We start from the raw sequence: 23,715 nt of genomic DNA on the forward strand, positions 1-23,715 counted from the left end.
CCTCCACGGTGCTGCGCTAGGCCGTCTTCGGCCGCGCGAACTCGTCGTAGGGCAGCGTGATCGGGCGGGTCCGCGGAGGCATCCGCACGACCGCCTCGAGCGCCGGGCCCAGTGCCTCGCGCCACGCGCGGTAGCCGTCCTCGTTGAGGTGCAGGCCGTCCGGCGAGTACTGCTCGAGCAGCCCGCCGTCCTCGCCCGCGAGCACCGGCCACAGGTCGAGGTAGCCCGCGTGCGCCGTGGGCGCGAACTGCCACAGGTGGCGGTTGATCTCGCGGATCTGCGGCGCGAACTCGTGTCCGCGCGGCACGACCGAGGTCACCAGGATGCGCACGTCCGGGAGGTCGCGCCGGAACGTCGCGACGATCGTCTCGATGTTGCGCACGACGTGCTCCGTCGTGCGGTGCCAGGCGAGGTCGTTGGTGCCGATCAGCAGCACCACCGTGTCCGGCTCCTGCGCGACCAGCTCGGCGAGCCGCGCGACGACGTCCGCCGTGGTGGCCCCTCCGACTCCCTCGTCGACGACCGTCGACTCCGTCAGCCACTCGCCCCAGGCTCCCGCCTGGATGATGCTGTCCCCGATGAAGAGGACCTTCCCCAGCTGGAGTCCGCGCCCCGCGTCCGTACTCGACCGTTCGCTCATCGTGCTCCTCTCGTCGGCGTCCCGGGCGGCCTCGCCGCCGCCGGACCCCTCCATTGTCACCGCTGCACCCGGCGCCCGCCAGGGGAGCGCTCGTCGCCGGAGTCCGGCAGGTCGGCCGCGGTGGCCGTGATGCGGTTGGCCATGCCGTTGAAGATGATGCCGTGGAAGGGCAGGATCGCGAACCAGTAGAGCCTGCCCGCGAGGCCCTGCGGGAAGAACACCGCGCGCTGCGTGTAGACCGAGCCGCCGTCTCCGGAGGGCTCGGCGCGCATCTCGAGCCAGGCCCCGCCGGGCACCTTCATCTCGGCGCGCAGGCGCAGGAGCTTCGGCCGCTCGATCTCCTCGACGCGCCAGAAGTCGAGGGCGTCGCCGGCGTGCAGGCGCGCGGAGTCGCGGCGCCCGCGCTGCAGGCCCACTCCCCCGACGAGGCGGTCCATCCAGCCGCGGATCACCCACGCGAGCGGGAAGGAGTACCAGCCGTTGGTGCCGCCGATGCCCTCGATGACGCGCCAGAGCTTGGCCGGGTCGGCCTGGGTGCGGCGCTCCTTGAGGTCCACGTAGACCGTGTGGCCGGCCCACTCCGGGTCGCTCGGCAGCGGATCGCTGGGAGCGCCGACGACCTCCGCGTTCTGCCAGCTCGTCTCGATCTCGCCCGCCTGCATCTTTCCCAGCGCGAGCCGGACGGCGCGGCGGTAGGAGGTCAGCCCGCCCTCGGGGTCGGGGATGAGCGCGCGGATGTCCTGCTCGTGCACGACGCAGTCGTACTGCAGTGAGGCGATGATGGGCACCGCAAGCGAGCGCGGGATCGGCGTGACCAGGTTGACCCACTGAGAAGCCAGCCACGGGGTGAACACCGGCAGGGACGCGATCGGCCGCTGCGGGAGCCCGGCCTCGACCGCGTAGCCGTTCATCATCTGGCCGTAGCGGAGCACGTCGGGCCCGCCGATGTCGAAGGTGCGGTTGAGCGTGGCGTCCTCGAGCGACGCGGAGCCGATCAGGTAGTGCAGCACGTCGCGCACGGCGATCGGCTGGATGAAGTTGCGCACCCACTGCGGCGCGGGCATGTACGGCAGCACGTCGGTGAGGTGGCGCACCATCTCGAACGAGGTCGACCCGGAGCCGATGATCACGCCCGCCTGCAGGGCGATCGTCGGCACTCCCGACTCCATCAGGATCCGGCCCACCTCAGCGCGCGAGCGGAGGTGCTTCGAGAGCTCCTGGCCCTCGGGGTGCAGGCCGCCGAGGTAGACGATGCGGCCGACGCCGGCCGACCTCGCGGCCGTGGCGACGTTCTGCGCGGCGCGGCTCTCGACCTCCTCGAAGTGGGCGTGGTCGTTGCCCGAGCCCATCGAGTGGACGAGGTAGTAGAGGACGTCGACGCCCTCGACCGCGGCCTCCAGCGACTCCGGATCGCCGAGATCGCCCTGGGCGACCTCGACCTCCTCCGCCCACGGCACGTCGACCAGCTTGCGCGGGTCGCGCACCAGGACGCGCACCCGGAAGCCCGCCTCGAGGAGGCGCGGCGTCAGCCTGCCGCCGATGTAGCCGGTCGCGCCGGTGACGAGCGCGAGGGGACGCGCCGAGTCGGAGGGGGTTTCGCTCATGCGGCCACGGTACGCCGATGGCCTCGGGACCTCTCCCGCTGGTGCGGGCCCGCGGCCCCTGCTAGGCGGCGCCCGGCATCCCGCTCAGTCGATGCCGAGGACCTCGCGGACCTGCACCACGTCGTGGTTCATCTGGCGGATGAGGGGCTCGACGCCCTCGTAGGCGACCTGGCCGCGGATCCGGCCGACGAACGCCACGTCGACCACGCGGTCGTAGAGGTCGAGGGTGTCGAGCGTCTGATCGAGCACGTACGCCTCGACCTGCTTGGGCGGCACTCCGACGAAGGTCGGGTTGCTGCCGACCGAGATCGCGGCGGGATGCGTGACGCCGTCGGTGGTGAGCCGGCCCGCGTAGACGCCGTCGGCCGGGATCAGGCCCTGCGACTCCGGCGAGAGGTTCGCGGTCGGGAAGCCCAGCTCGCGGCCGCGCTTCGCTCCGTGCACGACCACGCCGCGGACCACGGGTTCGTGCCCGAGCAGGCGCGTAGCGTGCTCCACGTCGCCCTCGGCCAGCAGCTCGCGGATCCAGGTGGAGGAGACGCGGCGGCCGTCCTCGGGCCGCACGTCGTCGATCAGCTCCACCTCGAACCCGTGCTGCCCGCCGAGCACGCGCAGCAGGTCGACGTCGCCCGCTCCCCGGGCGCCGAAGCGGAAGTCGGAGCCGACGAGGACCACGCGGGCCTCGAGCGCCTCCACCAGCACCTGCTCGACGAACTGCTCTGGCGAGAGCGCCCGGAACGCCTCGTCGAAGGTGAGCAGCAGCGTCGCGTCCACGCCGGTCCCGGCGAGGAGCTCGAGCTTCTGCTCGTTGCCGACCAGGACGGGCGGGCACTTCTCCGGCGCGATCACGCTGAGCGGATTGCGGTCGAAGGTGACGACGACGGCGGCGAGCCCCTGCTCGCGGGCCCGCTCGTGCAGCCGGCCGATGACGGCCCGGTGCCCGGAGTGGACGCCGTCGAACTTGCCGATCGTGACGGCGGAGGGTCCGATCCCGGCCAGGTCGCCGGGGCGGGTCTCGACGCGCATCAGGCGGCCGCCCGGGCCGTGCGCCGCCCCTGCACGCGGAGCCACCAGAGGCCGAGCACGGGCAGGACGAGCGGGATCAGCAGGTAGCCGGCGCCGAAGGCCGCCCACACCGTCGACTGGCGCCCGAACGGGTCGGCGCTCGCGAGCCCGAGGAGCTGCGGAGCGAGGAGGCTGAGCGCGCCGACCACGAGCACGCCCACCAGCTCGAAGGTGATCGTCACCCACGCGACGCGCTGCCAGGCGCGGCCCGGGACGATCAGGGCGACCGTCGCGACGATGTACACGACGGCCGAGAGCGCCGAGAGCGAGAACGCCAGCGGCGCCTCGTCGAACCGGTCGATGATCTGGAAGACGGAGCGCCCCGTCGCGGCGAGCGCGAGGATCCCGTAGACCACGACCAGGAGGCTGCCGATCCCGCGCGAGCGGGCGGAACGGGTCGGCTCTCCGCTCCCGGGGGCCGAGGGGACTGAGGGGTCGTGAGCGGCCCGTCCGGACGCATCGCTGGCTGGTTTCGACATCGCACGTCCATGCTAGGCGCTCGCCGGGCCGGGCCCGGTGGCGGGCCCGATCAGGCGCTCTGGAAGAACCAGATCTGGTGCATCCGGTAGACCATGACCGCGATCGAGAGGCAGGCGACGCCCAGGATCACGGTGCTCCAGCGGCTCCGCTCGATGAGCGCCCAGAACCCGGCCGCGAGCGGCAGGAGCAGCGCCGAGATCAGGTAGATGTAGTACTCCGGCAGGCTCCCCGACGGGCGGTTGCCGACCAGCGGCGACACGATCGCGACCGCCAGCTGGACGATCAGCAGCAGCTCGACGATCGCCGTCGCGCCGACCGAGACGTCCGAGGGACGGCGGGCGAGCAGCCCGAGCACGAGGCAGAGCAGGCCGGCCGCGACGGCGATCCCCACCTGGAGGATCGTGAACCACTCGATCACGAGGCGGCCGTCCGCAGGTCCTCGGTCGGGAAGTTGACGACGCTCTTGAGCTGGGTGCCGCGCCGCTCGGCGAGGCCGATCAGCCGCTCCCCCGGGCCGACCGCGGCGAGGAGGCCCTTCGCGCCCGCCACCGCCTCCGGGGCCGGGATGCGCTTGCCGTTCGCGAGATCGCCCGCCTCCTGGGCGTCGAGGTGCAGCAGGGGGAACAGCTCGCCCGCCACCAGCGTCGGCGGCAGGAGCGCGGCGGGGACGTCGAGCTCGTCGATCTCGCCCGCCTGCGCCACGGAGAAGGGGCCGACCGCGGTGCGCCGCAGCGCGGTCAGGTGGCCGCCGACTCCGAGGGACGCGCCCAGGTCGCGGGCGAGCGCGCGGATGTAGGTGCCGGAGGAGCAGGTGACGCGCACGTCCAGGTCGAGGAACCCCTCGCCCGGGCGGCTCGCCAGGACGGCGAACTCCGAGACCGTCACGGGGCGGGAGGCGAGCACGACCTCCTCGCCGTCGCGGGCGCGGGCGTAGGCGCGGCGGCCGTCCACCTTGATCGCGCTGACCGTGCTCGGGACCTGCTCGATCGCTCCGGTGAGGGCCGCGATCGCGTCGGACACCGACTCCGGGGCTAGGGCCGCGACGAGGGCGGGCTCCGCCGAGGCGAGCACCTCGCCCTCCTGGTCGTCGGTGGTGGTGGAGGAGCCCAGCCGGATCGTCGCCTCGTACTGCTTGTCGAGGCCGACGAGGTAGGTGAGCAGGCGCGTCGAGGGGCCGAGACCGAGGATCATCAGCCCGGTCGCCATCGGATCGAGCGTCCCCGCGTGGCCGACCTTGCGGGTCCCCGCGCGGCGGCGGGTCCGCGAGACGAGGTCGTGGCTGGTGATGCCGCCGGGCTTGTCCAGCAGGAGGATCCCGTTCGGAGCCGGGGCGGGGGTCTCGAGCACGGGTGCGAGGATACACGGACGGATCGGGAGTACCCCCGGGGTGGAGCCGGAGCCCTCGCCCGCCCGTCCTAGGCTGTCCGGATGAGGATCGCAGTACTCGGAGCAGGCGCCGTCGGCGGCACCATCGCCGCCCTTCTCGACCGCGCCGGGCACGACGTCGAGGTCACCGCCCGAGGCGACCACCTCACCGCGATCCGCCGGTCGGGGATCCGGCTCGACGGGGCGTGGGGCGAGCACACCGCCTGGGTCCGCTGCGGCGAGGCCCTCGACCTGGTACCCGATCTCGCCTTCGTCTGCACGAAGGCGCAGGACGCCGAGGACGCGCTGCGCACCAACCGCCGCACGGTCGACGGCACTCTCGTCGTCGTCGTTCAGAACGGACTGGACGGACTCACCGCGGCGGCCCGGCAGGTGCGCGACGCCCGGCTCGTAGGTGCTCTCGCCCTCTTCGCCGCGAGCCACCTCGAACCCGGCCGGGTCACCGTCACGGCTCCTGCCACGACCACGCTCGGCGTCCCCGGCCGCCCGGCCGACGACGACGTGCGCCGGGCCGCCGCCGTGCTCGGCGAGGCGGTCCCCACCGCCGTCACCGACGACTTCACCGGAGCGCAGTGGACGAAGCTGCTGATCAACGAGGTCAATGCCCTGCCCGCGATCACCGGGCTCTCGGTCCAGGAGACGATCGACGATCCGGGGCTGCGTCGCGTCCTCGCCCGGTCGATGCGCGAGGCCGCCCGGACGGGCCTCGCGTCGGGCGTCCGCTTCGGCTCGCTGCAGGGACTCTCGAACGCCTCCGTCCGCGCCCTCGCCGCCGCTCCCCTGCCCCTGGTCGAGCTGCTCCCCCGCCGGATGGCCGTGCGGATGGGCGAGGTGCCGAACCCCGGGTCGACGCTGCAGAGCGTCCGCCGCGGAGTGCCGAGCGAGATCGACCACCTGGCCGGGGCCGTGGTCCGCACCGCTCACCGCGGCGGGCGCGAGGCACCGGTCAACCAGCTGCTGGTCGACCTGGTGCACGAGGTCGAGCGGGCGGGCGCCTTCGTGCCGCCGCCTGAGGTCGTGCGCCGCGCCGCCCTGGTCTGAGCCCGCGGCCCTGTCGGACGGACACCCGCCCGGCGGTGACGGCCTCCGTGCCGCGGCTCAGCAGGAGTCGGCGAAGAGGCGCCGGGGCTGCTCCGGATCGCGGATGTCGACGAGGATCCCCGCCAGCCGGCGCGGGTCCGTCGTCGCCCGGTACGCCGCGTCCACCGGCGGCTCCTGCGTGTCGAGGCGGATGCTGGTGCTCCACGCGCCGCGCAGCTCCGGCCGGAGGGCGAACTCGCCGTCGACGAGCAGCACCGCGTCGCGGCCGGCGGTCCGCCAGCGCGCCTGCCGCGCCTCGTCGCGCACCGCGTCGAAGCCCGCGAGCACGAACCCGGTGCTGCCGCCGAGGGTGAACGGATCGAGCAGCACGCGGCGCAGGAGCTCGTAGTCGTACCCGGCCGCGTAGGAGCGCTGCTCCTCGGGCACGGCGGGGTCGTCACGATCGGCGCGGGGACGTCGGAAGTCGGCGAGGTGCGCGACGATCGCGTCCTTGCCGGCCCGGCGGAGCGCCTCCGCGAGGTCGAGCGCGAACGCCGCGCTCACCGCGGGGTCGTCGCCGTCGATCCCGACCTTGACCCGTCCGCGCCCGTAGTTGTGCAGCACCTCCGCCGCGAGAGAGTCGAGCACATCGGCCTTCTGCGGAGCCCACCTGGTCATCCGCCCACGATACGCGCCGCCGCCTAGTGTGGGCTGATGCCCTCCGACCCTCTCGCCGACGCGATCACCGCCTGGTTCCGCACGAGCGCCCGCGACCTGCCGTGGCGCCGCGAGAACTTCCCCGCCTGGGGCACGCTCGTCAGCGAGTTCATGCTGCAGCAGACCCCGGTGGTCCGCGTTGTCCCGCGTCTGGCGGAGTGGCTGGAGCGCTGGCCGACACCCTCCGCGCTCGCCGCCGTCCCGCCCGGCGAGGCGGTGCGCGCCTGGCAGTCCCTGGGCTACCCGCGGCGGGCCCTGCGCCTGCACGCCTGCGCCGTGGCGATCGCCGAGGAGCACGGCGACGTGGTCCCCGACGACGTCGAGACCCTCCTCGCGCTGCCCGGCATCGGCGACTACACCGCCCGCGCCATCGCCGTGTTCGCCTACGGGAGGCGGCACCCCGTGGTCGACACCAACGTCCGCCGGGTCCTCGCGCGCGCGGTCGACGGAGCGGCGGAGCCCGGCCCGCCCCGCGCGAGGGCCGACCTCGCCGCGATGTCGGCGCTGCTGCCCGAGTCGCTCTCCGAGGCGGCGGCCTTCAACGCGGGCGCGATGGAGCTGGGGGCGATCGTCTGCACCGCCCGCGCTCCGCGCTGCGACGAGTGCCCGATCCGCGACCTCTGCCGCTGGCGGGCGGAGGGGTACCCCGAGCACACCGGGCCCGTGAAGGCGAAGCAGAAGCGGTTCGAGGGCTCGGACCGCCAGGTCCGCGGCCTCATCCTCGCCGAGCTGCGCGCCGCGCACGGCCCGGTCACCGCGGCCGAGGTGGAGTCTCTCTGGCCGGACGCCGACCAGCGCGGTCGCGCCCTGGCCGGGCTCCTCGCCGACGGCCTGGCGACGGGCGGCCCGGAGGACGGCTACCTCCTCCCCGGCTCCTGAGGGCCCGTCGACCGCCGTCCGCGTCGGAGGAGGCGGGTAGGGTCGGCGCCGTGACCGGTCGCCGCCTCCGCCTCCCCCGCCCCGACGCCGCCGTCGAGCGCGCCCTCGACGTCGACCTCGCTCAGGACGTCCAGCGCGCCCTCGCCGCGGTCCGCGTCGAGAACGACCTGCCCGGCCCGTTCCCGCCGGCCGCGCTGGCCGAGGCCGAGCACGCGGAGGCCGGAGCGGACGACGAGGACCGCGTCGACCGGACGGACCTCCCCTTCGTGACGATCGACCCGCCCGGCTCGCTCGACCTGGACCAGGCCCTCCACCTGGAGCGCACGTCGGAGGGCGTCGTCCTCCGCTACGCCATCGCGGACGTGCCCGCGGTCGTCCGCACCGGCGGAGCGCTCGACGCCGAGACGCGCCGCCGCGGCCAGACCTACTACCTCCCGGACGGCCGCGTCCCACTGCACCCCGCGGTCCTCTCCGAGGGGACCGCGTCGCTCCTGCCGGACGAGACGCGCCGAGCGCTGGTCTGGACGCTGACCCTCGACGAGCGGGCGGAGCCGCGCTCGGTGCACCTCGAGCGGGCGCTCGTGCGCAGCGTGGCCCGGCTCGACTACGAGGGCGTGCAGCGCAGCGTCGACGCGGGCGATCCGCACCCCTCCCTCGCCCTCCTCCCCTGGTTCGGACGCGAGCGCCTGGCGCGCGAGGCCGAGCGTGGAGGAGCGAGCCTGACGCTGCCCGAGGAGGAGATCGTCGCCGCCGACGGCGGCTACCGGGTCGAGCGCCGCGCTCCCCTGGCCGTCGAGGGCTGGAACGCCCAGGTCTCGCTGCTGACCGGTATGGCGGCGGCGACGATGATGCTCGACGCGGGGGTGGGCATCCTCCGGACCATGCCCGAGGCCGACCCCGCCACCGTCGCGGCCTTCCGCTCCCGAGCCGCGGCGCTCGGCGTTCCGTGGCCCGAGGAGGAGGCCTACGGCGCCTACCTGCGCCGCCTCGACACCGCCGACCCCGCCCAGCTCGCCATCATGTACGCCGCGGCGAGCCTGTTCCGCGGCGCCGGCTACACCGCCTTCGACGGCGCCCCGCCGGAGCATCCCGAGCAGGCGGCCCTCGCCGCGCCGTACGCGCACGTCACCGCGCCGCTGCGGCGCCTGGTCGACCGGTTCGGCCTAACCGTCTGCCTCGCGGTGTCCCGCGGCGGAACGATCCCGTCGCAGCTGCGCGAGGCGCTGCCCCTGCTCCCGCCGCTCCTCGCCGCGAGCGACCGCCGGGCCGGAGCCGCCTCCCGTGCGGCGACCGCGATCGTCGAGGCCGCCGTCCTCCGCGGCCGCGAAGGAGCCTCCTTCAGCGGGATCGTCGTCTCCTCGGCGCGCTCCCGCTCCTCGGTCCAGCTGCTCGACCCGGAGATCACCGTCGACGTCCCGGCCCCGCTCACGCCGGGAGCCCGTGTCGTCGTCGTCCTGGAATCGGTCGACGTCGCCACGGGCTCCGCGGTGTTCGGGCTCGGCGCCTAGTCCTCGTCGTCCTCGCGGGGCTTCACATAGGGGTCGGCCTCGCCGGCGTAGTCCGCCTGAGCGGCGAGCGACTGCACCTGCGAGTCCTGGCTGCGCGCGGCGGCGAGCAGATCCTCGATGTGCTTCGCGTTCTCGGGCACCGCGTCGAGGATGAACTCGAGCGACGGCGTGAGCCGGGACGTGATGTTCCTGCCCACCTCGGTGCGGAGCATTCCGGTGGCGGCCTTAAGGGCCGCGGCCGAATCGGCGCGCTCCTCATCGGTGCCGTAGACCGTGTAGAACACCGAGGCGTGCTGCAGGTCGCCGGTCACCTGGACATCGGTGATGGTGACGAAGCCGAGGCGCGGGTCGCGGAGACCGCGCTCGAGCCGCTTCGCGACGATCACCTGGATACGTTCGGCGAGCTTCCTCGCCCGGGCCGGATCTGCCATGGCTGGTCCTCACATCTCTCTCGGCGAACCGTTCAGCTCGCCATTCAACCACTCTCCGCCCGGACGACCGGTCGCGTCCGAGGGGGCCTTGCTTCTGGGGCGTGATGACCCTCGACCGCGCGTCTGCGACCGCGCGGGTGGAGTGCCTCCTCGCGGCTCCCTGATCCTCGGGGACCGGGATGGGAAGGCTCAGGTGCTGGGACGGGAGCCGGACGTCGCCCGCAGGCGCGCTGCTCGCGATCTGCTCGTTCAGCGGGCGCACCCACCGAGACGGGAGCGCCTGATCTTCGACGGCCTCCCACGCCCGGAGGTGCGGAAGCGCCCTCTGGAGGGTTCGCACCTCCGGGACACGGGCGGCCCCCGATTCCTCCCGCAGGGCGCGAGAGGACGAGAGTCCCCTCCCGATCACGCACGAACAGCGCCGTGAGACGCCGGAAGGCCCGGGCGGACCCGGGCCTTCCAGTGGAGCGGATCAGCCTCGCGGCTTCTCCTTCATCTCGATCGTCTCGATCTCGTCGCCGATCTGGATGTCGTTGTACTTTCCGAGTCCGATACCGGCCTCGTAGTCCGTACGGACCTCCGTGACGTCGTCCTTGAAGCGACGCAGCGACTCGATGGCCAGGTTGTCCCCGACCACGACGCCGTCACGGATGACGCGCGCCTTCGAGTTGCGGGTGATCGTGCCGGAGCGGACGATGACACCCGCGATGTTGCCGAACTTGGAGGAGCGGAACACCTCGCGGATCTCGGCGACACCGGACTGGACCTCCTCGAACTCGGGCTTGAGCATGCCCGTGAGCGAGTTCTCGACCTCTTCGATCGCGTTGTAGATGACCGAGTAGAAGCGGATGTCCACTCCTTCTCGAGCAGCGCGCTCGCGGGCCTTCGGGTCGGGGCGGACGTTGAAGCCCACGATGATCGCGTTGTCGATCGTCGCGAGGTTGACGTCCGACTCCGTGATCGCACCGACGCCGCGGTGGATGATGCGCAGCTGCACCGAGTCGTCGACCTCGATCTTGACGAGCGACTCCTCCAGCGCCTCGACGGCACCGGACACGTCGCCCTTGATGATGAGGTTGAGCGACTCGACCTTGCCCTCCTCGAGAGCACGGGTGAAGTCCTCGAGCGAGATGCGCTTGCGGGCCTTGGCCAGCAGGGCGTTGCGCTGAGCGGCTTCGCGCTTCTCGGCGATCTGACGGGCCGTGCGGTCCTCCTCGGTGACGAGGAAGGTGTCGCCGGCGCGGGGCACGGACGAGAGTCCCTGCACCTGCACCGGACGCGACGGCACGGCTTCGAGGACGGCGTTGCCGTTCTCGTCCGCCATCGCACGGACGCGGCCGTAGGCCGTTCCGGCGACGATCGCGTCTCCGACGCGCAGCGTTCCCGACTGGATGAGCACGGTCGCGACCGCACCGCGTCCCTTGTCGAGCTTCGCCTCGATCGCGACTCCGCGCGCCTCCTTGTTGGGGTTGGCGCGCAGGTCGAGACCGGCGTCCGCGGTGAGCAGCACGGCGTCCAGGAGGTCCTGGATGCCGGTGCCCGCGCGAGCCGACACGTCGACGAACATGACGTCTCCGCCGTACTCCTCGGCGACGAGCCCGAACTCGGTGAGCTGCTGGCGCACCTTGGCCGGGTTGGCGTCGGGCTTGTCCACCTTGTTCACCGCGACCACGATCGGCACGTTGGCCGCCTGGGCGTGGTTCAGCGCCTCGATGGTCTGCGGCATGATGCCGTCGTCCGCCGCGACCACGAGGATCGCGATGTCCGTGACCTGGGCACCGCGGGCTCGCATGGCGGTGAACGCCTCGTGACCCGGGGTGTCGATGAACGTGATCGGGCGCTCGATGCCCTCGTGCTCCGCGACGACCTGGTACGCACCGATGTGCTGCGTGATGCCGCCCGCCTCGCCGGCGACGACGTTGGCGTTGCGGATCGCGTCGAGCAGGCGCGTCTTTCCGTGGTCGACGTGACCCATGACGGTGACGACGGGGGGACGGATCTCGAGGTCCTCGTCCGTCTCGTCGTCGAGCTCCTGCTCGAGGTCGAGACCGAAGCCCTCGAGGAGCTCCTTGTCCTCGTCCTCGGGCGAGACGACCTGGATCTTGAAGCCGAGCTCGGAGCCGAGCACCTCGAAGGTGGCCTCGTCGAGCGACTCGGTCGCCGTCGCCATCTCGCCGAGGGCGAAGAGGACGGTGACCAGGTTGCCGGGGGGCACCGGCACGCCGGTCATGGCCTCGATTTTGTCGGCGAAGTCCGAGATCGACGCGCCGCGGCGCAGACGGATGACCGTCCTGCCGTCGCCGCGGGGGACGCTGACGCCGCCGAGCGACGGGGCCTCCCTGAGCTCGAACTCCTGACGCTTCGTGCGCTTGGACTTCCGGGCCTTGCTCTTGCCGCCGCCGCGACCGAAGGCTCCAGCGGTTCCACCGCCGGGGCCGCGACCGCGACCGCCGCCGCCACCGGGACGCGGGGCGAAGCCGCCACCGGCACCGGGAGCGCCGCCGGGGCGCTGGAAGCCGCCGCCGGCCGGACGACCGGCACCGCCGGGACGTCCTGCTCCGCCGCCGGGTCCGCCGGGACGCTGGCCGAAGCCGGCGGGGCGCTGGCCCATGCCGGGTCCGCCGGGTCGGGGCGCGCCGGGGCGGGGAGCAGCGGGGCGGGGGATGTTGCCCGGGGTCGGACGCGATCCCATGCCCTGCGAGCTGGCGAAGGGGTTGTTGCCGGGGCGCGGGGCGGCGGGACGCTGTCCCATGCCCTGGTTGCTGGCGAACGGGTTGTTGCCCGGGCGCGGGGTGCCGCCGGGGCGGTTGGAGCCGCCCGAGGCGCCGCCGGGGCGTGGGGTGTTCGCGGCGGGAGCCGGACGCGGGGTGACGGGCTTGGGTCCGCCGGGGTCGCGCCGGACGCCGGCTTCTCGGCGGCGGCCGGAGCCGCGGGGGCCTCGGTCGGAGCCGGAGCGGCGGCCTCGGCGGGCGCGTCCTTGGCTGCCTGAGCGCGCTGAGCGGCCGCGGCCTCCTGGGCGGCCTGAGCCTGGGCCTGGCGCTCAGCGACCGACATCGGCGGTGCCGGCGCCGGAGCGGGCGGCTTGGCCGGTCCGGGCGTGGGCGCGGACGGACGCGCGCCGGAGGGGCGCGGGGCCCCGGGACGGGCGCCGGCGGCGGGGGCGGCCGGGGTCGCCGACGCTCCCGCGGAGGAACCGCCCTGGCCCTGGAGGGCCTGGCGGAGCTTGCGCGCCACCGGGGGTTCGATGCTCGAGGACGGGCCCTTGACGAACTCGCCGAGCTCCTTCAACTTCGCAAGTGCGACCTTGCTATCGACACCCAGTTCGGATGCGATCTCGTGTACGCGTGGTTTTGCCACTTCTCTCCTGTCTTGGGCCTGCACCCAAGACGGGGGCAGGCGTCACGAACGGACGGGTCTCATTTCGAGCCGCTCATCAGTCTTCGCTCATGATCAGTTCACGGGCCGTTCTGCCTGTTCTCTATGGTGTGATCGTGCGCTGCTCCGGCCCCTCCGGTCGAGGGGCCGAGCCGGTCGGATCGTGCGATGTACTGCTCCAGCTCGCTCGCGTCCACGCTCTCGCGTGTCCGGAACGCTCTTCCGAACGCGCGGCGCTTGACCGCGAGCTCGTAGCAGTCGGCTGTGTCGTGGAGCCACGCTCCCCGACCAGGACGGACGGCACGCGGGTCTACCGCGAGGACGTTCGAGTGGAGGACCAGCCTCAGAAGAGAGGCCCGGGGGGCGCGCAGACGGCAGCCGACGCACGTTCTGACGGCTTCCACTCTACTCCCTCCCCTCCGGGACCGCTCCCCCGCACGGCCGATGCTCGGGGATCACTCCCCGTCCATCACCGAATCGGGCTGGATGTCGATCTTCGCGCCGGTCAGCTTGGCGGCGAGGCGGGCGTTCTGGCCCTCCTTGCCGATGGCGAGCGAGAGCTGGTAGTCGGGGACGAGCGCCCGGACGGCCTTGAGGCTCTGGTCGATCACGAACGCGCTGGTCACCTTGGCGGGCGAGAGCGCGCTGGCGACGAAGGTCGGCAGGTCGGAGGAGTAGTCGACGATGTCGATCTTCTCGTTGTTGAGCTCGGCGGTCACCGCGCGCACGCGCTGGCCGAGCTCGCCGATGCAGGCGCCCTTGGCGTTCACGCCGGGCTCGGTCGCGCGCACCGCGATCTTGGTGCGGTGGCCGGCCTCGCGGGCGAGGGAGACGATCTCCACCACGCCGGACGCGATCTCGGGGACCTCGAGGGCGAACAGCTTGCGCACCAGCGACGGGTGGGTGCGGGACACCTGGACCGACGGGCCCTTGGGTCCGCGGCCGACGCTCGTGACGTAGACGCGGATGCGGCGTCCGTGGCTGTAGTCCTCGCCGGGCACCTGCTCCTCGGGCGAGAGGATCGCCTCGATGGAGCCGAGGTCGACGTGGATCATCCGCGGGTTGGGGCCCTGCTGGATGACGCCGGCGACGATGTCGCCCTCGCGGCCCTTGAACTCGCCGAGCACGTGCTCGTCGGCGATGTCGCGCAGGCGCTGGTTGATGACCTGCTTCGCGGCGAAGGCGGCGATGCGGCCGAAGTCGCGCGGGGAGTCCTCGGCCTCGCCCACGACGGCGCCCTCCTCGTCGAGCTCGGGCACGAAGACCGAGACGTGACCGGTCTTGCGGTCGAGGTGCACTCGCGCGTCGACGGCGGTGGCCTTGTCGGCGTCGTCGGCCTGGCCGATGTGCTTGAGGTAGGCGGTCAGGATCGCCTGCTCGATGATCTGCACGAGTTCCTCGAAGGGGATCTCGCGCTCGCGCTCCATGAGTCGCAGAACGCTCAGGTCGATGTCCACGGGCGGGCCTTTCTCTCTATTCACTTGGATGCCGCGGTGGTGACCGCGGTCGTTCGCCTGCCGGGCTCTCACCCGGATCAGCCCTCAAGGGTACCCGACGCGGCCCGGGGTTCCACCCGCGGATCCTGCCGACGCACGGAGGGCCCCGCCTGCCACGGGAAGCGGTGGCGGGGCCCTCGGCGTGTCGGGTCTAGGCGCCCAGCCGGGCGAGCGCCTCGGCGACCGGGAGCTGCTCGCGCTCGCCGGACCGGCGGTCCCACAGCTCGACGATCCCGTCGGCCGCTCCTCGGCCCGCGATGACGATCACGGGCACCCCGATCAGCTCGGCGTCGCCGAACTTGACGCCGGGCGAGACCTTCGGGCGGTCGTCGATCAGCACGTCGCGGCCGGCGGCCTCGAGGGAGGCGCCGACCGACTCGGCGAGCTCGAGAGCCGCCGCGTCCTTGCCGGTCGCGATCACGTGCACGTCGAACGGCGCGACGTTCGCGGGCCAGAGCAGTCCTCGGTCGTCGTGGGTGGCCTCGGCGATGATGGCGAGGATGCGGGTCACGCCGATGCCGTAGGAGCCCATCGTGACGGTGACGAGCTTCCCGTTCTCGTCGAGCACCTTCAGCCCGAGGACGTCGGCGTACTTGCGGCCGAGCTGGAAGACGTGGCCGATCTCCATGCCGCGGGCGGTCTCGATCGGGCCCGAGCCGTCGGGCGCCTCGTCGCCGGTGCGGACGTCCGCGACCTCGACGGTGGCGTCGCCGTGGAAGTCGCGGCCGGCGACCAGGTCGAGGACGTGCTGCCCGGAGACGTTGGCCCCGGTGATCCAGGCGGTGCCGTCGACCACGCGCGGGTCGAGCAGGTAGCGGACGCCGGTCGCCGACTCCTCGCCCAGGACGGCTCCCTCGGCCGACCAGGGTCCGATGTAGCCCTTGACCAGTCCGGGGTGCTTCGCGAAGTCCTCCGCGGTGGCGGCCTCGACCTCGGCCGGGACGAACGCCACTTCGGCGCGCTTGAGGTCGACGTCGCGGTCGCCGGGCAGGCCGATGATCACGAGCTCGCGGGTGCCGTCGAGCGCGGTGAGCGCGAGGACGACGTTCTTCAGGGTGTCGGCGGCGGTCCAGGCGCGGCCGTCGGGGCGCGGCTGCGTCGCGTTCGCCAGGTCGACCAGGGTCTGGATGGTCGGGGTGTCGGGCGAGTCGAAGACGCGCGCCTCGGGCAGGCCCTCGACGGGCAGCGCCGCGGGGACGGGCGTGCGGTACGCCTCGACGTTCGCCGCGTACCCTCCCGCCGACCGGACGAAGGTGTCCTCGCCGACGGGGGTGGGGTGCAGGAACTCCTCGCTCCGGGAGCCGCCCATCGCTCCGGCGTCGGCCTGCACGATCACGTACTCCAGGCCCAGGCGGGCGAAGATCCGCTCGTAGGCGTCGCGCTGGCGCTGGTAGCTCGCGTCGAGGCCGGCGTCGGTGTAGTCGAAGGAGTACGCGTCCTTCATCGTGAACTCGCGGCCGCGCAGGAGACCCGCGCGGGGCCGCGCCTCGTCCCGGTACTTGTCCTGGATCTGGTAGATCGACAGGGGCAGGTCCTTGTAGGAGGAGTAGAGGTCCTTCACGAGCAGCGTGAAGAACTCCTCGTGCGTGGGAGCCAGCATGTAGTCGGCGTCCTTGCGGTCCTTCAGGCGGAACACGCCGTCGCCGTACTCGGTCCAGCGGCCCGAGAGCTCGTAGGGCTCGCGGGGCAGGAGCGCGGGGAAGTGCACCTCCTGGGCGCCGGCGGCCTCCATCTCCTCGTGGATGATCCGCTCGATGCGGCGCTTGACGCGCAGTCCCAGCGGCAGCCAGGCGAAGACGCCGGGCGCCTGACGGCGGATGTAGCCCGCGCGGACGAGGAGGCGGTGGCCCGCGACCTCGGCGTCGGCGGGATCCTCCCGGAGCGTGCGGACGAACAGATGCGAGAGACGGGTGACCACGAGGGACGATCCTATCCGCTGCGCTCCCCCGGCTCGCGAGGGCGCCGGGAGCCTCAGTCGGGGATCCGCGAGAAGACGACCGCTCCGCCCGTGCCGTCCAGCAGCACGTCGTCGGGGGTGCCGCCGATCGTCATCGGGCCGGAGAGGAGCGCCCGGAGCCGGATGGCCTCGGGGCTCGGCGTGTCGGAGCAGGTGTCGGAGCCGGTCACCTCGTCGCCGGGGATCAGCACGCCGTCGTCGATCCGGTAGGCGGCGCTGACCACGAGGCAGCCGGTGCCGACGACCAGGGTCGGCGCACCCCCGACGCTCTCGGAGCGGAGGCGGACGCGGGCGTCCTCGACCCAGGCCGTGTACGGGGTCTCCCCTTCGGCTGCGGTCAGCACCCAGCGGTCACAGCCGAAGGGGTCCTGCGGGCTGCGGCTGTCGATGCACTCGCCGGCCTCGGAGGACGGGCCGCTGCGGAGCGCGGCGACACCGGAGGCGAGGAGCGCGGCGGCGACGACCACGAGCGCGAGGCGCAGTGCGGGGCGGACCACGTCGATCCGCCCCGCGCCGTCAGTTCGCGCCGACGGTGACGACCGGGGCTCCGGTCGAGGTGTCGTCGGCCGGCATCTCGGCGGCCAGGCGGTTGGCCTCCTCGATGAGGGTCTGGACGATCTCGGCCTCGGGGACGGTCTTGATGACCTCGCCCTTGACGAAGATCTGGCCCTTGCCGTTGCCGGAGGCGACGCCCAGGTCGGCCTCGCGGGCCTCGCCGGGTCCGTTGACGACGCAGCCCATGACGGCGACGCGCAGCGGGACGCTCATGCCCTCGAGGCCGGCGGTGACGTCGTTGGCGAGCGTGTAGACGTCGACCTGCGCGCGGCCGCAGCTGGGGCAGGAGACGATCTCGAGCTTGCGCTCGCGGAGGTTCAGCGACTGGAGGATCTGCAGGCCGACCTTGACCTCCTGCGCGGGCGGGGCCGAGAGGGACACGCGGATGGTGTCGCCGATGCCCTCGCCGAGGAGGATGCCGAAGGCGGTGGCGGACTTGATCGTCCCCTGGAACTCGGGGCCGGCCTCGGTGACGCCGAGGTGGAGGGGCCAGTCGCCGCGCTCGGCGAGCTGGCGGTAGGCCTTCACCATGACGACGGGGTCGTTGTGCTTGACCGAGATCTTGAAGTCGTGGAAGTCGTGCTCCTCGAAGAGGCTGGCCTCCCAGACGGCGCTCTCGACGAGGGCCTCGGGGGTGGGCTTGCCGTACTTCTGCAGGATGCTCGGCTCGAGGGAGCCGGCGTTGACGCCGATGCGGATCGAGACGCCGGCGGCCTTCGCGGCGGCGGCGATCTTGCCGACCTGGTCGTCGAACTTGCGGATGTTGCCCGGGTTCACGCGGACCGCGGCGCAGCCGGCGTCGATCGCGGCGTAGACGTAGTTGGGCTGGAAATGGATGTCGGCGATGACCGGGATCTGGCTCTTCTTGGCGATGATCGGCAGCGCCTCCGCGTCGTCGCGGCTCGGCACCGCGACGCGGACGATGTCGCAGCCGGACGCGGTGAGCTCGGCGATCTGCTGGAGGGTCGCGTTGATGTTCGTCGTCGGTGTGGTGCACATCGACTGGACGCTGACCTGCGCGTCACCGCCCACGAGCACCTTGCCCACCTTGATCTGGCGGGACTTGCGGCGGGGGGCGAGGGTCATGGGGACCTTGGGAAGACCCAGATTCACTGCTGGCACGCGCCCCATCGTACGCGCGCCGCGGGACCCCTCGTCCGCTCGCCGCACCTTCCCAGCCGCCGCGCCTCCTGCGCGCCTCGGAACCCGTCCACCGCACCTGCTCTCAGCCCGAGACCTCACGACGATCCGCGGTCGCCGCGCCCCCGAGCCGAACCGCCGATCCCGTCCGAGCGATTCACCGCAGACGCTGCCAGCCCGCTCCCTTCACAGAGCGGACCGCGCCACGCCGGTCAGCGACCGCCCTGCCACCCCCGAGGCGAACGGGTGAATCGCGTCCCAGCGATTCGCCCCAGCCGTCCGCACCCCGCTCCACCCACGCCCCCACCCCGAGAAGCCGACCGCGCCACGCCGGGCGAGGCCCGGCGTGGAATCCAACTCAGAACAGCGTGATCGGCTTGACGATGTCGGCGTAGATGAGGAGGGCGCTCATGCCGCCGAGGACGAGGACGACGACGTAGGTGAGCGGGAGCAGCCGGGCGATGTCGACGGGGCCGGGGTCGCGGCGTCCGAAGAGCCTGGCGATCCGGCGGCGCAGGCCCTCCCAGAGGGCGCCGGCGATGTGGCCGCCGTCCATGGGGAGCAGCGGCACCAGGTTGAAGACGAGGAGGGCGACGTTGAGCGAGGCGAGGACGCCGACCATCGTCTGCACCTTCGACACGACGGGGAGCTGGTCGGAGGCGGCGATCTCGCCCGCGATCCGGCCGACTCCGACGACGCTGATCGGGCCGTTGGCATCGCGCGCCTCCGAGCCGAACGCCGCCCGGGCGACGTCGATGAGGCGCTGCGGCAGGTTGAGGATCACATGGGCGACGCTGGTGATGTTCGACCAGACCGTCTCGGGCACCGCGGTGACCGGCTGCTGCGCGAGGGCCGATGTGGGCGAGATGCCGATGAAGCCGACCGTCTGCGTCTCGATCGCACCGGACGCGTCGGTGACGGGGGCGCCGTTCGCGTCGGTCACCGCGACCTCGTTCTCGGCGGGGGTGATCGTGAGGGTCAGCGGCGCGCCGTCGCGCTGGACGGACACGCTGAGCGGGACGCCCGCGGAGCGCTGGATGATCGGGGTCAGGTCGTTCCAGGTGCTCACCGGAGTGCCGTCGATCGCCGTGATCGTGTCGCCCGGCAGCAGGCCGGCCGCGGCTCCGGGTGCCAGCGGGTCGTCGGCGGTGCAGGTCGCGGTCGCGCGCTGCGACTCCGGGACCACGCACTGCGAGACCGCGGCGAGGGTGCTGGTGCTCTGCGGGATCCCGATGCCGCAGAGGAGGACGGTGAAGAGGACCGTGGCGATCACGAGGTTCATGAAGGGGCCGCCGGCCATGACGATCACGCGCTTCCACACGGGGAGCCGGTAGAACGCGCGATGGTCCTCGCCGTCGCCGATCGTCTCGGCGCTGGCGGCACGGGCCTCGTCGATCATCGTGGCGTAGGCGCCGCGCCGGGGCTCCTCGAGCTGGGCCTCGGAGGACGCCAGGCCGTTGAAGAAGCCTGTGCTCGACTCCGTGGGCCGGTCCCCCGGGTGCTTCGGCGGGTACATGCCGATCATGGCGATGTAGCCGCCGAGCGGGATCGCCTTGACGCCGTACTCCGTCTCGCCGCGTCGCCGGGAGAAGAGGGTCGGCCCGAACCCGATCATGTACTGCGTGACCTTGACCCCGAACAGCTTGGCGGGGAGGAGGTGCCCGACCTCGTGCAGGGCGATGGAGAGGGCGACGCCGACGGCGATGATGACGACGCCGAGGACGAAGAGCAGCACGGATTCCACCGACACACTGTAGGCCGGGCCCGCCCGTCCACGCTGGGGTGCGCCTGCACGGATCCGATGAACTCCGCGAGCGAGCGGATCAGCGGCGCGACGTCCGCCGACACGGATCCGCGGAGACGGAGCCCGTCCGGATGACCCCTGGTCAGACTCCGGCGATCCGCTCGTCCGCCGTGCGGCGCGCCCACTCCTCCGCCGCGGCCAGCGACTCGCGGGTGAGCGCGCCGTCGACGCTGTGCGCGTCGACCACCGCCTCCACCGTCTCGAGGATGTCGAGGTAGCCGATCCGCCCGGCGTGGAACGCCTGCACGGCCTGCTCGTTCGCCGCGTTGAACACGGCCGGGTAGGAGGCGCCCGCCTCCCCGACGCGCTTCGCGAGCCGGACCGAGGGGAACGCCTCCTCGTCCAGCGGCTCGAACGTCCAGGAGTGGGAGCGGGTCCAGTCGAGCGGGACGCCGACCCCGGCGACGCGGTGCGGCCAGTCGAGGCCGAGCGAGATGGGGAGCCGCATGTCCGGCGGCGAGGCCTGGGCGATCGTCGAGCCGTCGACGTACTCGACCATCGAGTGGATCACCGACTGCGGGTGCACGGTGACGTCGATCCGGTCGTAGGGGACGTCGAAGAGCAGGTGCGCCTCGATCACCTCGAGCCCCTTGTTGACCAGGGTGGAGGAGTTGGTCGTGACGACCAGGCCCATGTCCCAGGTCGGGTGTGCGAGCGCCTGCGCCGGGGTGACGTCGCGGAGGGAGGCGCGGTCGCGTCCCCGGAACGGCCCGCCGGACGCGGTCAGCACGAGGCGGCGGACCTCGCGGTGCTCGCCCGCGAGGAGGGCCTGGGCGATCGCGGAGTGCTCGGAGTCGACCGGCACGATCTGGCCGGGACCGGCGAGCGAGGTGACGAGCTCGCCGCCGACGATCAGCGACTCCTTGTTGGCGAGGGCGAGCGTCCTGCCCTCCTCGAGCGCCGCGAGCGTCGGGCCGAGCCCCACCGAGCCGGTGATCCCGTTCAGCACGACGTCCGCGTCGACCGAGCGGATCAGCTGCTCGGCCTCCTCCGCGCCGAACGCCGTGTGCTCGACGCCGAACGCGGACGCCTGCTCGGCGACCGCCGCCCGGTTCGAGCCGGCGGCGAGGCCGACGACCTCGAACCGCTCGCGGTTCGCGCCGATGACGTCGAGAGCCTGCGTGCCGATGGACCCGGTCGAGCCGAGGATGATGACCCTGCGCATCCGCCCATCCTGGCACGGAGCACCCAGCGCCTCCCGGTCAGCTGATGGCGAGGATGTCGACCACGAAGACGAGGGTGTCGGTCCCGCTGATCCCCGCGTTCTGGTTGCCCTGGTCGCCGTAGCCCTTCGACGGCGGGATGGTGACGAGCACCTGCGAGCCGACGGTCTGGCCGACGACGGCCTCCTTGAAGCCCTCGATCACGTCGCCGGTGCCGAAGGCGGCGGGAGCGGGCTTCCCCCAGCTCTGGTCGAACACCTCGCCGGTGCCCCAGACCACGCCCTGGTACTGCACGATCAGCTGGTCGCCGTCGGCCACGGTCGCGCCGCTCCCCTTCTCGAGGACGGCGAGCTGCAGGTCGGCGGGCGGGTCGGTCGAGGGGATGGTGACGGTGGGCGCCCCGTCCTCGGCGAGCGCCACCGTCGGCAGGCCGTCGACCGGGGGCTGCGGCTCGCCGTCGGCGGCGGTCGGCACGATCTGCTCGACGTCGATCACCATGACGATCGAGTCGGTCGCGGCGATGCCGAACTGGCTCTGCCCGGCGTCGCCGAACGCGTCGGCCGGGGGAACGACGGCGACGACGCGCGAGCCGACGGTCGCGCAGTTGACGGCCTTCACGAGGCCGGCGAGGTACTGGTCGGTGTCGACCTCGAAGGCCGCGCGGCCACCGGACGCGTAGCTGCTCGCCGAGAACTCGGCACCGCTCGTCCCGTTGTAGAGCGTGTAGTCGACCAGCACGGTGTCGCCCTCGGCGACCTCCTCGCCGGTGCCCTCGATCGCGACGGAGCGCTCGGTGGCGTCCACGCTGACCGGGCTGGGGAACACGGTGACCGGCTTGGTGGCGAAGTCGCCGCTGGTCTGCACCGCGGCGGTCGCCTCGCCCTCGGTCGCGCAGCCGAGCGGGGTGGCGGAGGCGGACGGCGCTGCATCCGGCTCCCCGGGGGTGCAGGCCGCCAGGCTCAGGGAGGCGCCGAGGACGGCGAGGATCGCGAGGGTTCTGCGCACAGGGGCACCTTTCGTGACCGGCGGCGGCCGGTGGACGTTCGGGGATCGCCTCCATCCTGCACGGCGCGCCTCGCAACGCGCTGGGTGCGGGTCCTCGAACGGTCCCAGGCCTACCATCGGGGCATGCGTGAATTCTCGGTCCCCCAGTCCCGAGAGCTCGTCACCGAGCTCCCCGGCCCGCGCTCCGTCGCCCTCCAGGAGCGCCGCGTCGCCAGCGTCTCCCGCGGCGCCGGGACGCTCGCGAACATCTACATGGACCACGCGTCGGGCGCGGTCCTGGTCGACGTCGACGGCAACCGCCTGATCGACCTCGGCTGCGGCATCGGAGTGACCACCATCGGCCACGCGCACCCCGCGGTCGCCGCGGCGGCCGCCGCGCAGGCCGAGAAGCTGACGCACACCCTCTTCACCGTCACTCCGTACGAGAACTACGTCCGGGTCGCCGAGAAGCTCGCCGAGATCACCCCCGGGGACTTCGAGAAGCACTCGATCCTGGTCAACTCCGGCGCGGAGGCGGTCGAGAACGCCGTCAAGATCGCGCGGAAGTTCACCGGCCGCCGCGCCATCGCGACGCTCGACCACGCCTTCCACGGCCGCACCAACCTCACGATGGCGATGACCTACCGCCCCTGGCCGGAGCGCGCGGGCATGGGCCCCTTCCCGGGAGAGATCTACAGCCTCCCGATCAGCTACCCGTTCCGCGACCCCGAGGGCATGACGGGCGAGGAGGCGGCCGAGCGCACCATCGACTACATCACCACCCACATCGGCGCGCAGGAGCTGGCCGCGCTCTTCGTCGAGCCGATCCAGGGCGACGGCGGCATCATCATCCCGGCGCCGGGCTACTTCCGCCGCCTGTCCGAGTTCTGCACCGAGAACGGCATCGTCTTCGTCGCGGACGAGATCCAGGCCGGCATCGCCCGCACCGGCACCTGGTACTCCATCGAGCACCACGGCGTGGTCCCGGACCTCATCACGACGGCCAAGGGCATCGCCGGCGGCTTCCCGCTCGCCGCCGTCACCGGCCGCGCCGAGATCATGGACGCCGTGCAGCCCGGCGGCATCGGCGGCACGTTCGGCGGCAACCCCGTCTCCACCGCCGCGGCGCTCGCGACGTTCGAGGCGATCGAGTCCGAGGGCCTGCTGGAGGAGGCGCAGCGGGTCGAGCGCCTGCTGCAGGCGCGGATCGGCGACTGGGCCGAGCGCTTCGCGGTCGTGGGCGAGGTCCGCGGCAAGGGCGCGATGTGGGGCGTCGAGCTCGTCCACCCGGGCACGAAGAAGCAGTACCCGGAGGCGCTCACGGCGATCCTGAAGCACGCCACCACGAACGGCGTGATCGTCCTCGACGCGGGCAGCTGGGACAGCGTGCTGCGGATCATGCCGAGCGTGGTCATCAGCGAGGAGCTCATCGACGACGCCGCGACGGTCATCGAGGAGGCGCTCGCCCAGTTCGGCTGATCCGCCGCATGACCGGAGCGGCATGGACGCCC

20 protein-coding genes and 1 pseudogene are annotated in these 23,715 nt (G+C 72.8%); 4 read left to right on the forward strand and 17 right to left on the reverse strand.

What is annotated here, in order from left to right:
• Positions 1–16: 16 nt before the first annotated feature.
• The 6 genes from GSU40_RS10090 to truB all read right to left on the reverse strand — a co-directional run bounded on the left by GSU40_RS10090 (position 17) and on the right by truB (position 5,136).
• Positions 17–640, reverse strand: a complete 624-nt coding sequence (locus GSU40_RS10090) for a GDSL-type esterase/lipase family protein (RefSeq protein ID WP_160034838.1) — start codon at positions 638–640, stop codon at positions 17–19.
• 56 nt (positions 641–696) lie between these two features.
• A complete protein-coding gene (locus GSU40_RS10095) occupies positions 697–2,244 on the reverse strand; it encodes an SDR family oxidoreductase (protein WP_104233790.1) in 1,548 nt (515 codons plus the stop codon).
• Between the two features lie 84 nt (positions 2,245–2,328).
• Positions 2,329–3,270: a bifunctional riboflavin kinase/FAD synthetase gene (locus tag GSU40_RS10100; RefSeq protein WP_104233805.1), complete on the reverse strand. Its 942-nt coding sequence runs from the start codon at positions 3,268–3,270 to the stop codon at positions 2,329–2,331.
• Positions 3,270–3,788, reverse strand: coding sequence for a hypothetical protein (locus GSU40_RS10105; RefSeq protein WP_244229447.1), 519 nt, complete (start codon positions 3,786–3,788; stop codon positions 3,270–3,272). Before GSU40_RS10105 ends, GSU40_RS10100 begins: the two co-directional genes overlap by 1 nt.
• Before the next feature lie 50 nt (positions 3,789–3,838).
• Positions 3,839–4,207, reverse strand: a complete 369-nt coding sequence (locus tag GSU40_RS10110) for a hypothetical protein (RefSeq protein WP_104223058.1) — start codon at positions 4,205–4,207, stop codon at positions 3,839–3,841.
• Positions 4,204–5,136, reverse strand: a complete 933-nt coding sequence (gene truB, locus GSU40_RS10115) for a tRNA pseudouridine(55) synthase TruB (RefSeq protein WP_160034840.1) — start codon at positions 5,134–5,136, stop codon at positions 4,204–4,206. The genes GSU40_RS10110 and truB overlap by 4 nt, the downstream gene beginning before the upstream one ends.
• 81 nt (positions 5,137–5,217) lie before the next feature.
• On the opposite strand from truB, the gene GSU40_RS10120 reads away from it, so the two are divergent.
• The gene (locus tag GSU40_RS10120) at positions 5,218–6,216 is read left to right on the forward strand and encodes a 2-dehydropantoate 2-reductase (protein WP_160034842.1); all 999 of its coding nucleotides are present in this window, start codon (positions 5,218–5,220) and stop codon (positions 6,214–6,216) included.
• Positions 6,217–6,273: 57 nt separating this feature from the next.
• Here the strand turns inward: GSU40_RS10120 and GSU40_RS10125 are convergent, their stop codons facing one another.
• Positions 6,274–6,873: a hypothetical protein gene (locus tag GSU40_RS10125; protein WP_146086917.1), complete on the reverse strand. Its 600-nt coding sequence runs from the start codon at positions 6,871–6,873 to the stop codon at positions 6,274–6,276.
• Between the two features lie 36 nt (positions 6,874–6,909).
• Here GSU40_RS10125 and GSU40_RS10130 point away from each other — a divergent pair, with 36 nt between their 5' ends.
• Both GSU40_RS10130 and GSU40_RS10135 read left to right on the forward strand, forming a co-directional pair.
• The gene (locus GSU40_RS10130) at positions 6,910–7,791 is read left to right on the forward strand and encodes an A/G-specific adenine glycosylase (protein ID WP_104223054.1); all 882 of its coding nucleotides are present in this window, start codon (positions 6,910–6,912) and stop codon (positions 7,789–7,791) included.
• A gap of 50 nt (positions 7,792–7,841) precedes the next feature.
• Positions 7,842–9,299 (forward strand): RNB domain-containing ribonuclease, encoded by a 1,458-nt coding sequence (locus tag GSU40_RS10135; protein WP_160034844.1) that lies wholly within the window; start codon positions 7,842–7,844, stop codon positions 9,297–9,299.
• On the opposite strand, the gene rbfA is transcribed toward GSU40_RS10135, so the two are convergent.
• The 10 genes and pseudogenes from rbfA to GSU40_RS10185 form a co-directional block, all read right to left on the reverse strand.
• Positions 9,296–9,730: a 30S ribosome-binding factor RbfA gene (gene rbfA, locus GSU40_RS10140; protein WP_104223052.1), complete on the reverse strand. Its 435-nt coding sequence runs from the start codon at positions 9,728–9,730 to the stop codon at positions 9,296–9,298. The two genes, GSU40_RS10135 and rbfA, sit on opposite strands and share 4 nt — an antisense overlap.
• 472 nt (positions 9,731–10,202) lie before the next feature.
• Positions 10,203–13,087: pseudogene (gene infB, locus GSU40_RS10145) on the reverse strand (translation initiation factor IF-2).
• 98 nt (positions 13,088–13,185) lie between these two features.
• Entirely contained in the window at positions 13,186–13,509 is a 324-nt protein-coding gene (locus GSU40_RS10150) for a YlxR family protein (protein ID WP_104225593.1), read from the reverse strand.
• A gap of 51 nt (positions 13,510–13,560) precedes the next feature.
• The gene (gene nusA, locus GSU40_RS10155) at positions 13,561–14,562 is read right to left on the reverse strand and encodes a transcription termination factor NusA (protein WP_104225180.1); all 1,002 of its coding nucleotides are present in this window, start codon (positions 14,560–14,562) and stop codon (positions 13,561–13,563) included.
• Between the two features lie 190 nt (positions 14,563–14,752).
• A complete protein-coding gene (locus GSU40_RS10160; protein ID WP_160034846.1) occupies positions 14,753–16,519 on the reverse strand; it encodes a proline--tRNA ligase in 1,767 nt (588 codons plus the stop codon).
• A 53-nt stretch (positions 16,520–16,572) separates the two neighbouring features.
• Positions 16,573–17,055 carry a hypothetical protein gene (locus GSU40_RS10165; protein ID WP_104225178.1) on the reverse strand — a complete coding sequence of 161 codons (483 nt, stop codon included), beginning with the start codon at positions 17,053–17,055 and terminating at the stop codon, positions 16,573–16,575.
• A gap of 19 nt (positions 17,056–17,074) precedes the next feature.
• Positions 17,075–18,235 (reverse strand): flavodoxin-dependent (E)-4-hydroxy-3-methylbut-2-enyl-diphosphate synthase, encoded by a 1,161-nt coding sequence (ispG, locus tag GSU40_RS10170; protein ID WP_173244694.1) that lies wholly within the window; start codon positions 18,233–18,235, stop codon positions 17,075–17,077.
• Between the two features lie 376 nt (positions 18,236–18,611).
• Positions 18,612–19,997, reverse strand: a complete 1,386-nt coding sequence (locus tag GSU40_RS10175) for a site-2 protease family protein (protein WP_244229448.1) — start codon at positions 19,995–19,997, stop codon at positions 18,612–18,614.
• Between the two features lie 142 nt (positions 19,998–20,139).
• Positions 20,140–21,222 (reverse strand): 1-deoxy-D-xylulose-5-phosphate reductoisomerase, encoded by a 1,083-nt coding sequence (gene dxr, locus GSU40_RS10180; RefSeq protein ID WP_104328354.1) that lies wholly within the window; start codon positions 21,220–21,222, stop codon positions 20,140–20,142.
• Positions 21,223–21,259: 37 nt separating this feature from the next.
• A complete protein-coding gene (locus tag GSU40_RS10185; RefSeq protein WP_160034848.1) occupies positions 21,260–22,225 on the reverse strand; it encodes an FKBP-type peptidyl-prolyl cis-trans isomerase in 966 nt (321 codons plus the stop codon).
• Positions 22,226–22,348: 123 nt separating this feature from the next.
• On the opposite strand from GSU40_RS10185, the gene GSU40_RS10190 reads away from it, so the two are divergent.
• A complete protein-coding gene (locus tag GSU40_RS10190; protein ID WP_104223043.1) occupies positions 22,349–23,683 on the forward strand; it encodes an aminotransferase class III-fold pyridoxal phosphate-dependent enzyme in 1,335 nt (444 codons plus the stop codon).
• Positions 23,684–23,715: the final 32 nt, after the last annotated feature.

The sequence above is a fragment of the Rathayibacter sp. VKM Ac-2805 genome, from assembly GCF_009834265.1.
In the GTDB taxonomy this organism is placed as follows: domain Bacteria; phylum Actinomycetota; class Actinomycetes; order Actinomycetales; family Microbacteriaceae; genus Rathayibacter.

What these genes read in the sequence shown, in the direction of transcription:
- GSU40_RS10090 (WP_160034838.1), bottom strand. Translation starts at nt 640, where the DNA reads ATGAGCGAACGGTCGAGTACGGACGCGGGGCGCGGACTCCAGCTGGGG.
- GSU40_RS10100 (WP_104233805.1), bottom strand. Translation starts at nt 3,270, where the DNA reads ATGCGCGTCGAGACCCGCCCCGGCGACCTGGCCGGGATCGGACCCTCC.
- GSU40_RS10125 (WP_146086917.1), bottom strand. Translation starts at nt 6,873, where the DNA reads ATGACCAGGTGGGCTCCGCAGAAGGCCGATGTGCTCGACTCTCTCGCG.
- GSU40_RS10105 (WP_244229447.1), bottom strand. Translation starts at nt 3,788, where the DNA reads ATGTCGAAACCAGCCAGCGATGCGTCCGGACGGGCCGCTCACGACCCC.
- GSU40_RS10190 (WP_104223043.1), top strand. Translation starts at nt 22,349, where the DNA reads ATGCGTGAATTCTCGGTCCCCCAGTCCCGAGAGCTCGTCACCGAGCTC.
- rbfA (WP_104223052.1), bottom strand. Translation starts at nt 9,730, where the DNA reads ATGGCAGATCCGGCCCGGGCGAGGAAGCTCGCCGAACGTATCCAGGTG.
- GSU40_RS10120 (WP_160034842.1), top strand. Translation starts at nt 5,218, where the DNA reads ATGAGGATCGCAGTACTCGGAGCAGGCGCCGTCGGCGGCACCATCGCC.
- dxr (WP_104328354.1), bottom strand. Translation starts at nt 21,222, where the DNA reads ATGCGCAGGGTCATCATCCTCGGCTCGACCGGGTCCATCGGCACGCAG.
- GSU40_RS10130 (WP_104223054.1), top strand. Translation starts at nt 6,910, where the DNA reads ATGCCCTCCGACCCTCTCGCCGACGCGATCACCGCCTGGTTCCGCACG.
- GSU40_RS10095 (WP_104233790.1), bottom strand. Translation starts at nt 2,244, where the DNA reads ATGAGCGAAACCCCCTCCGACTCGGCGCGTCCCCTCGCGCTCGTCACC.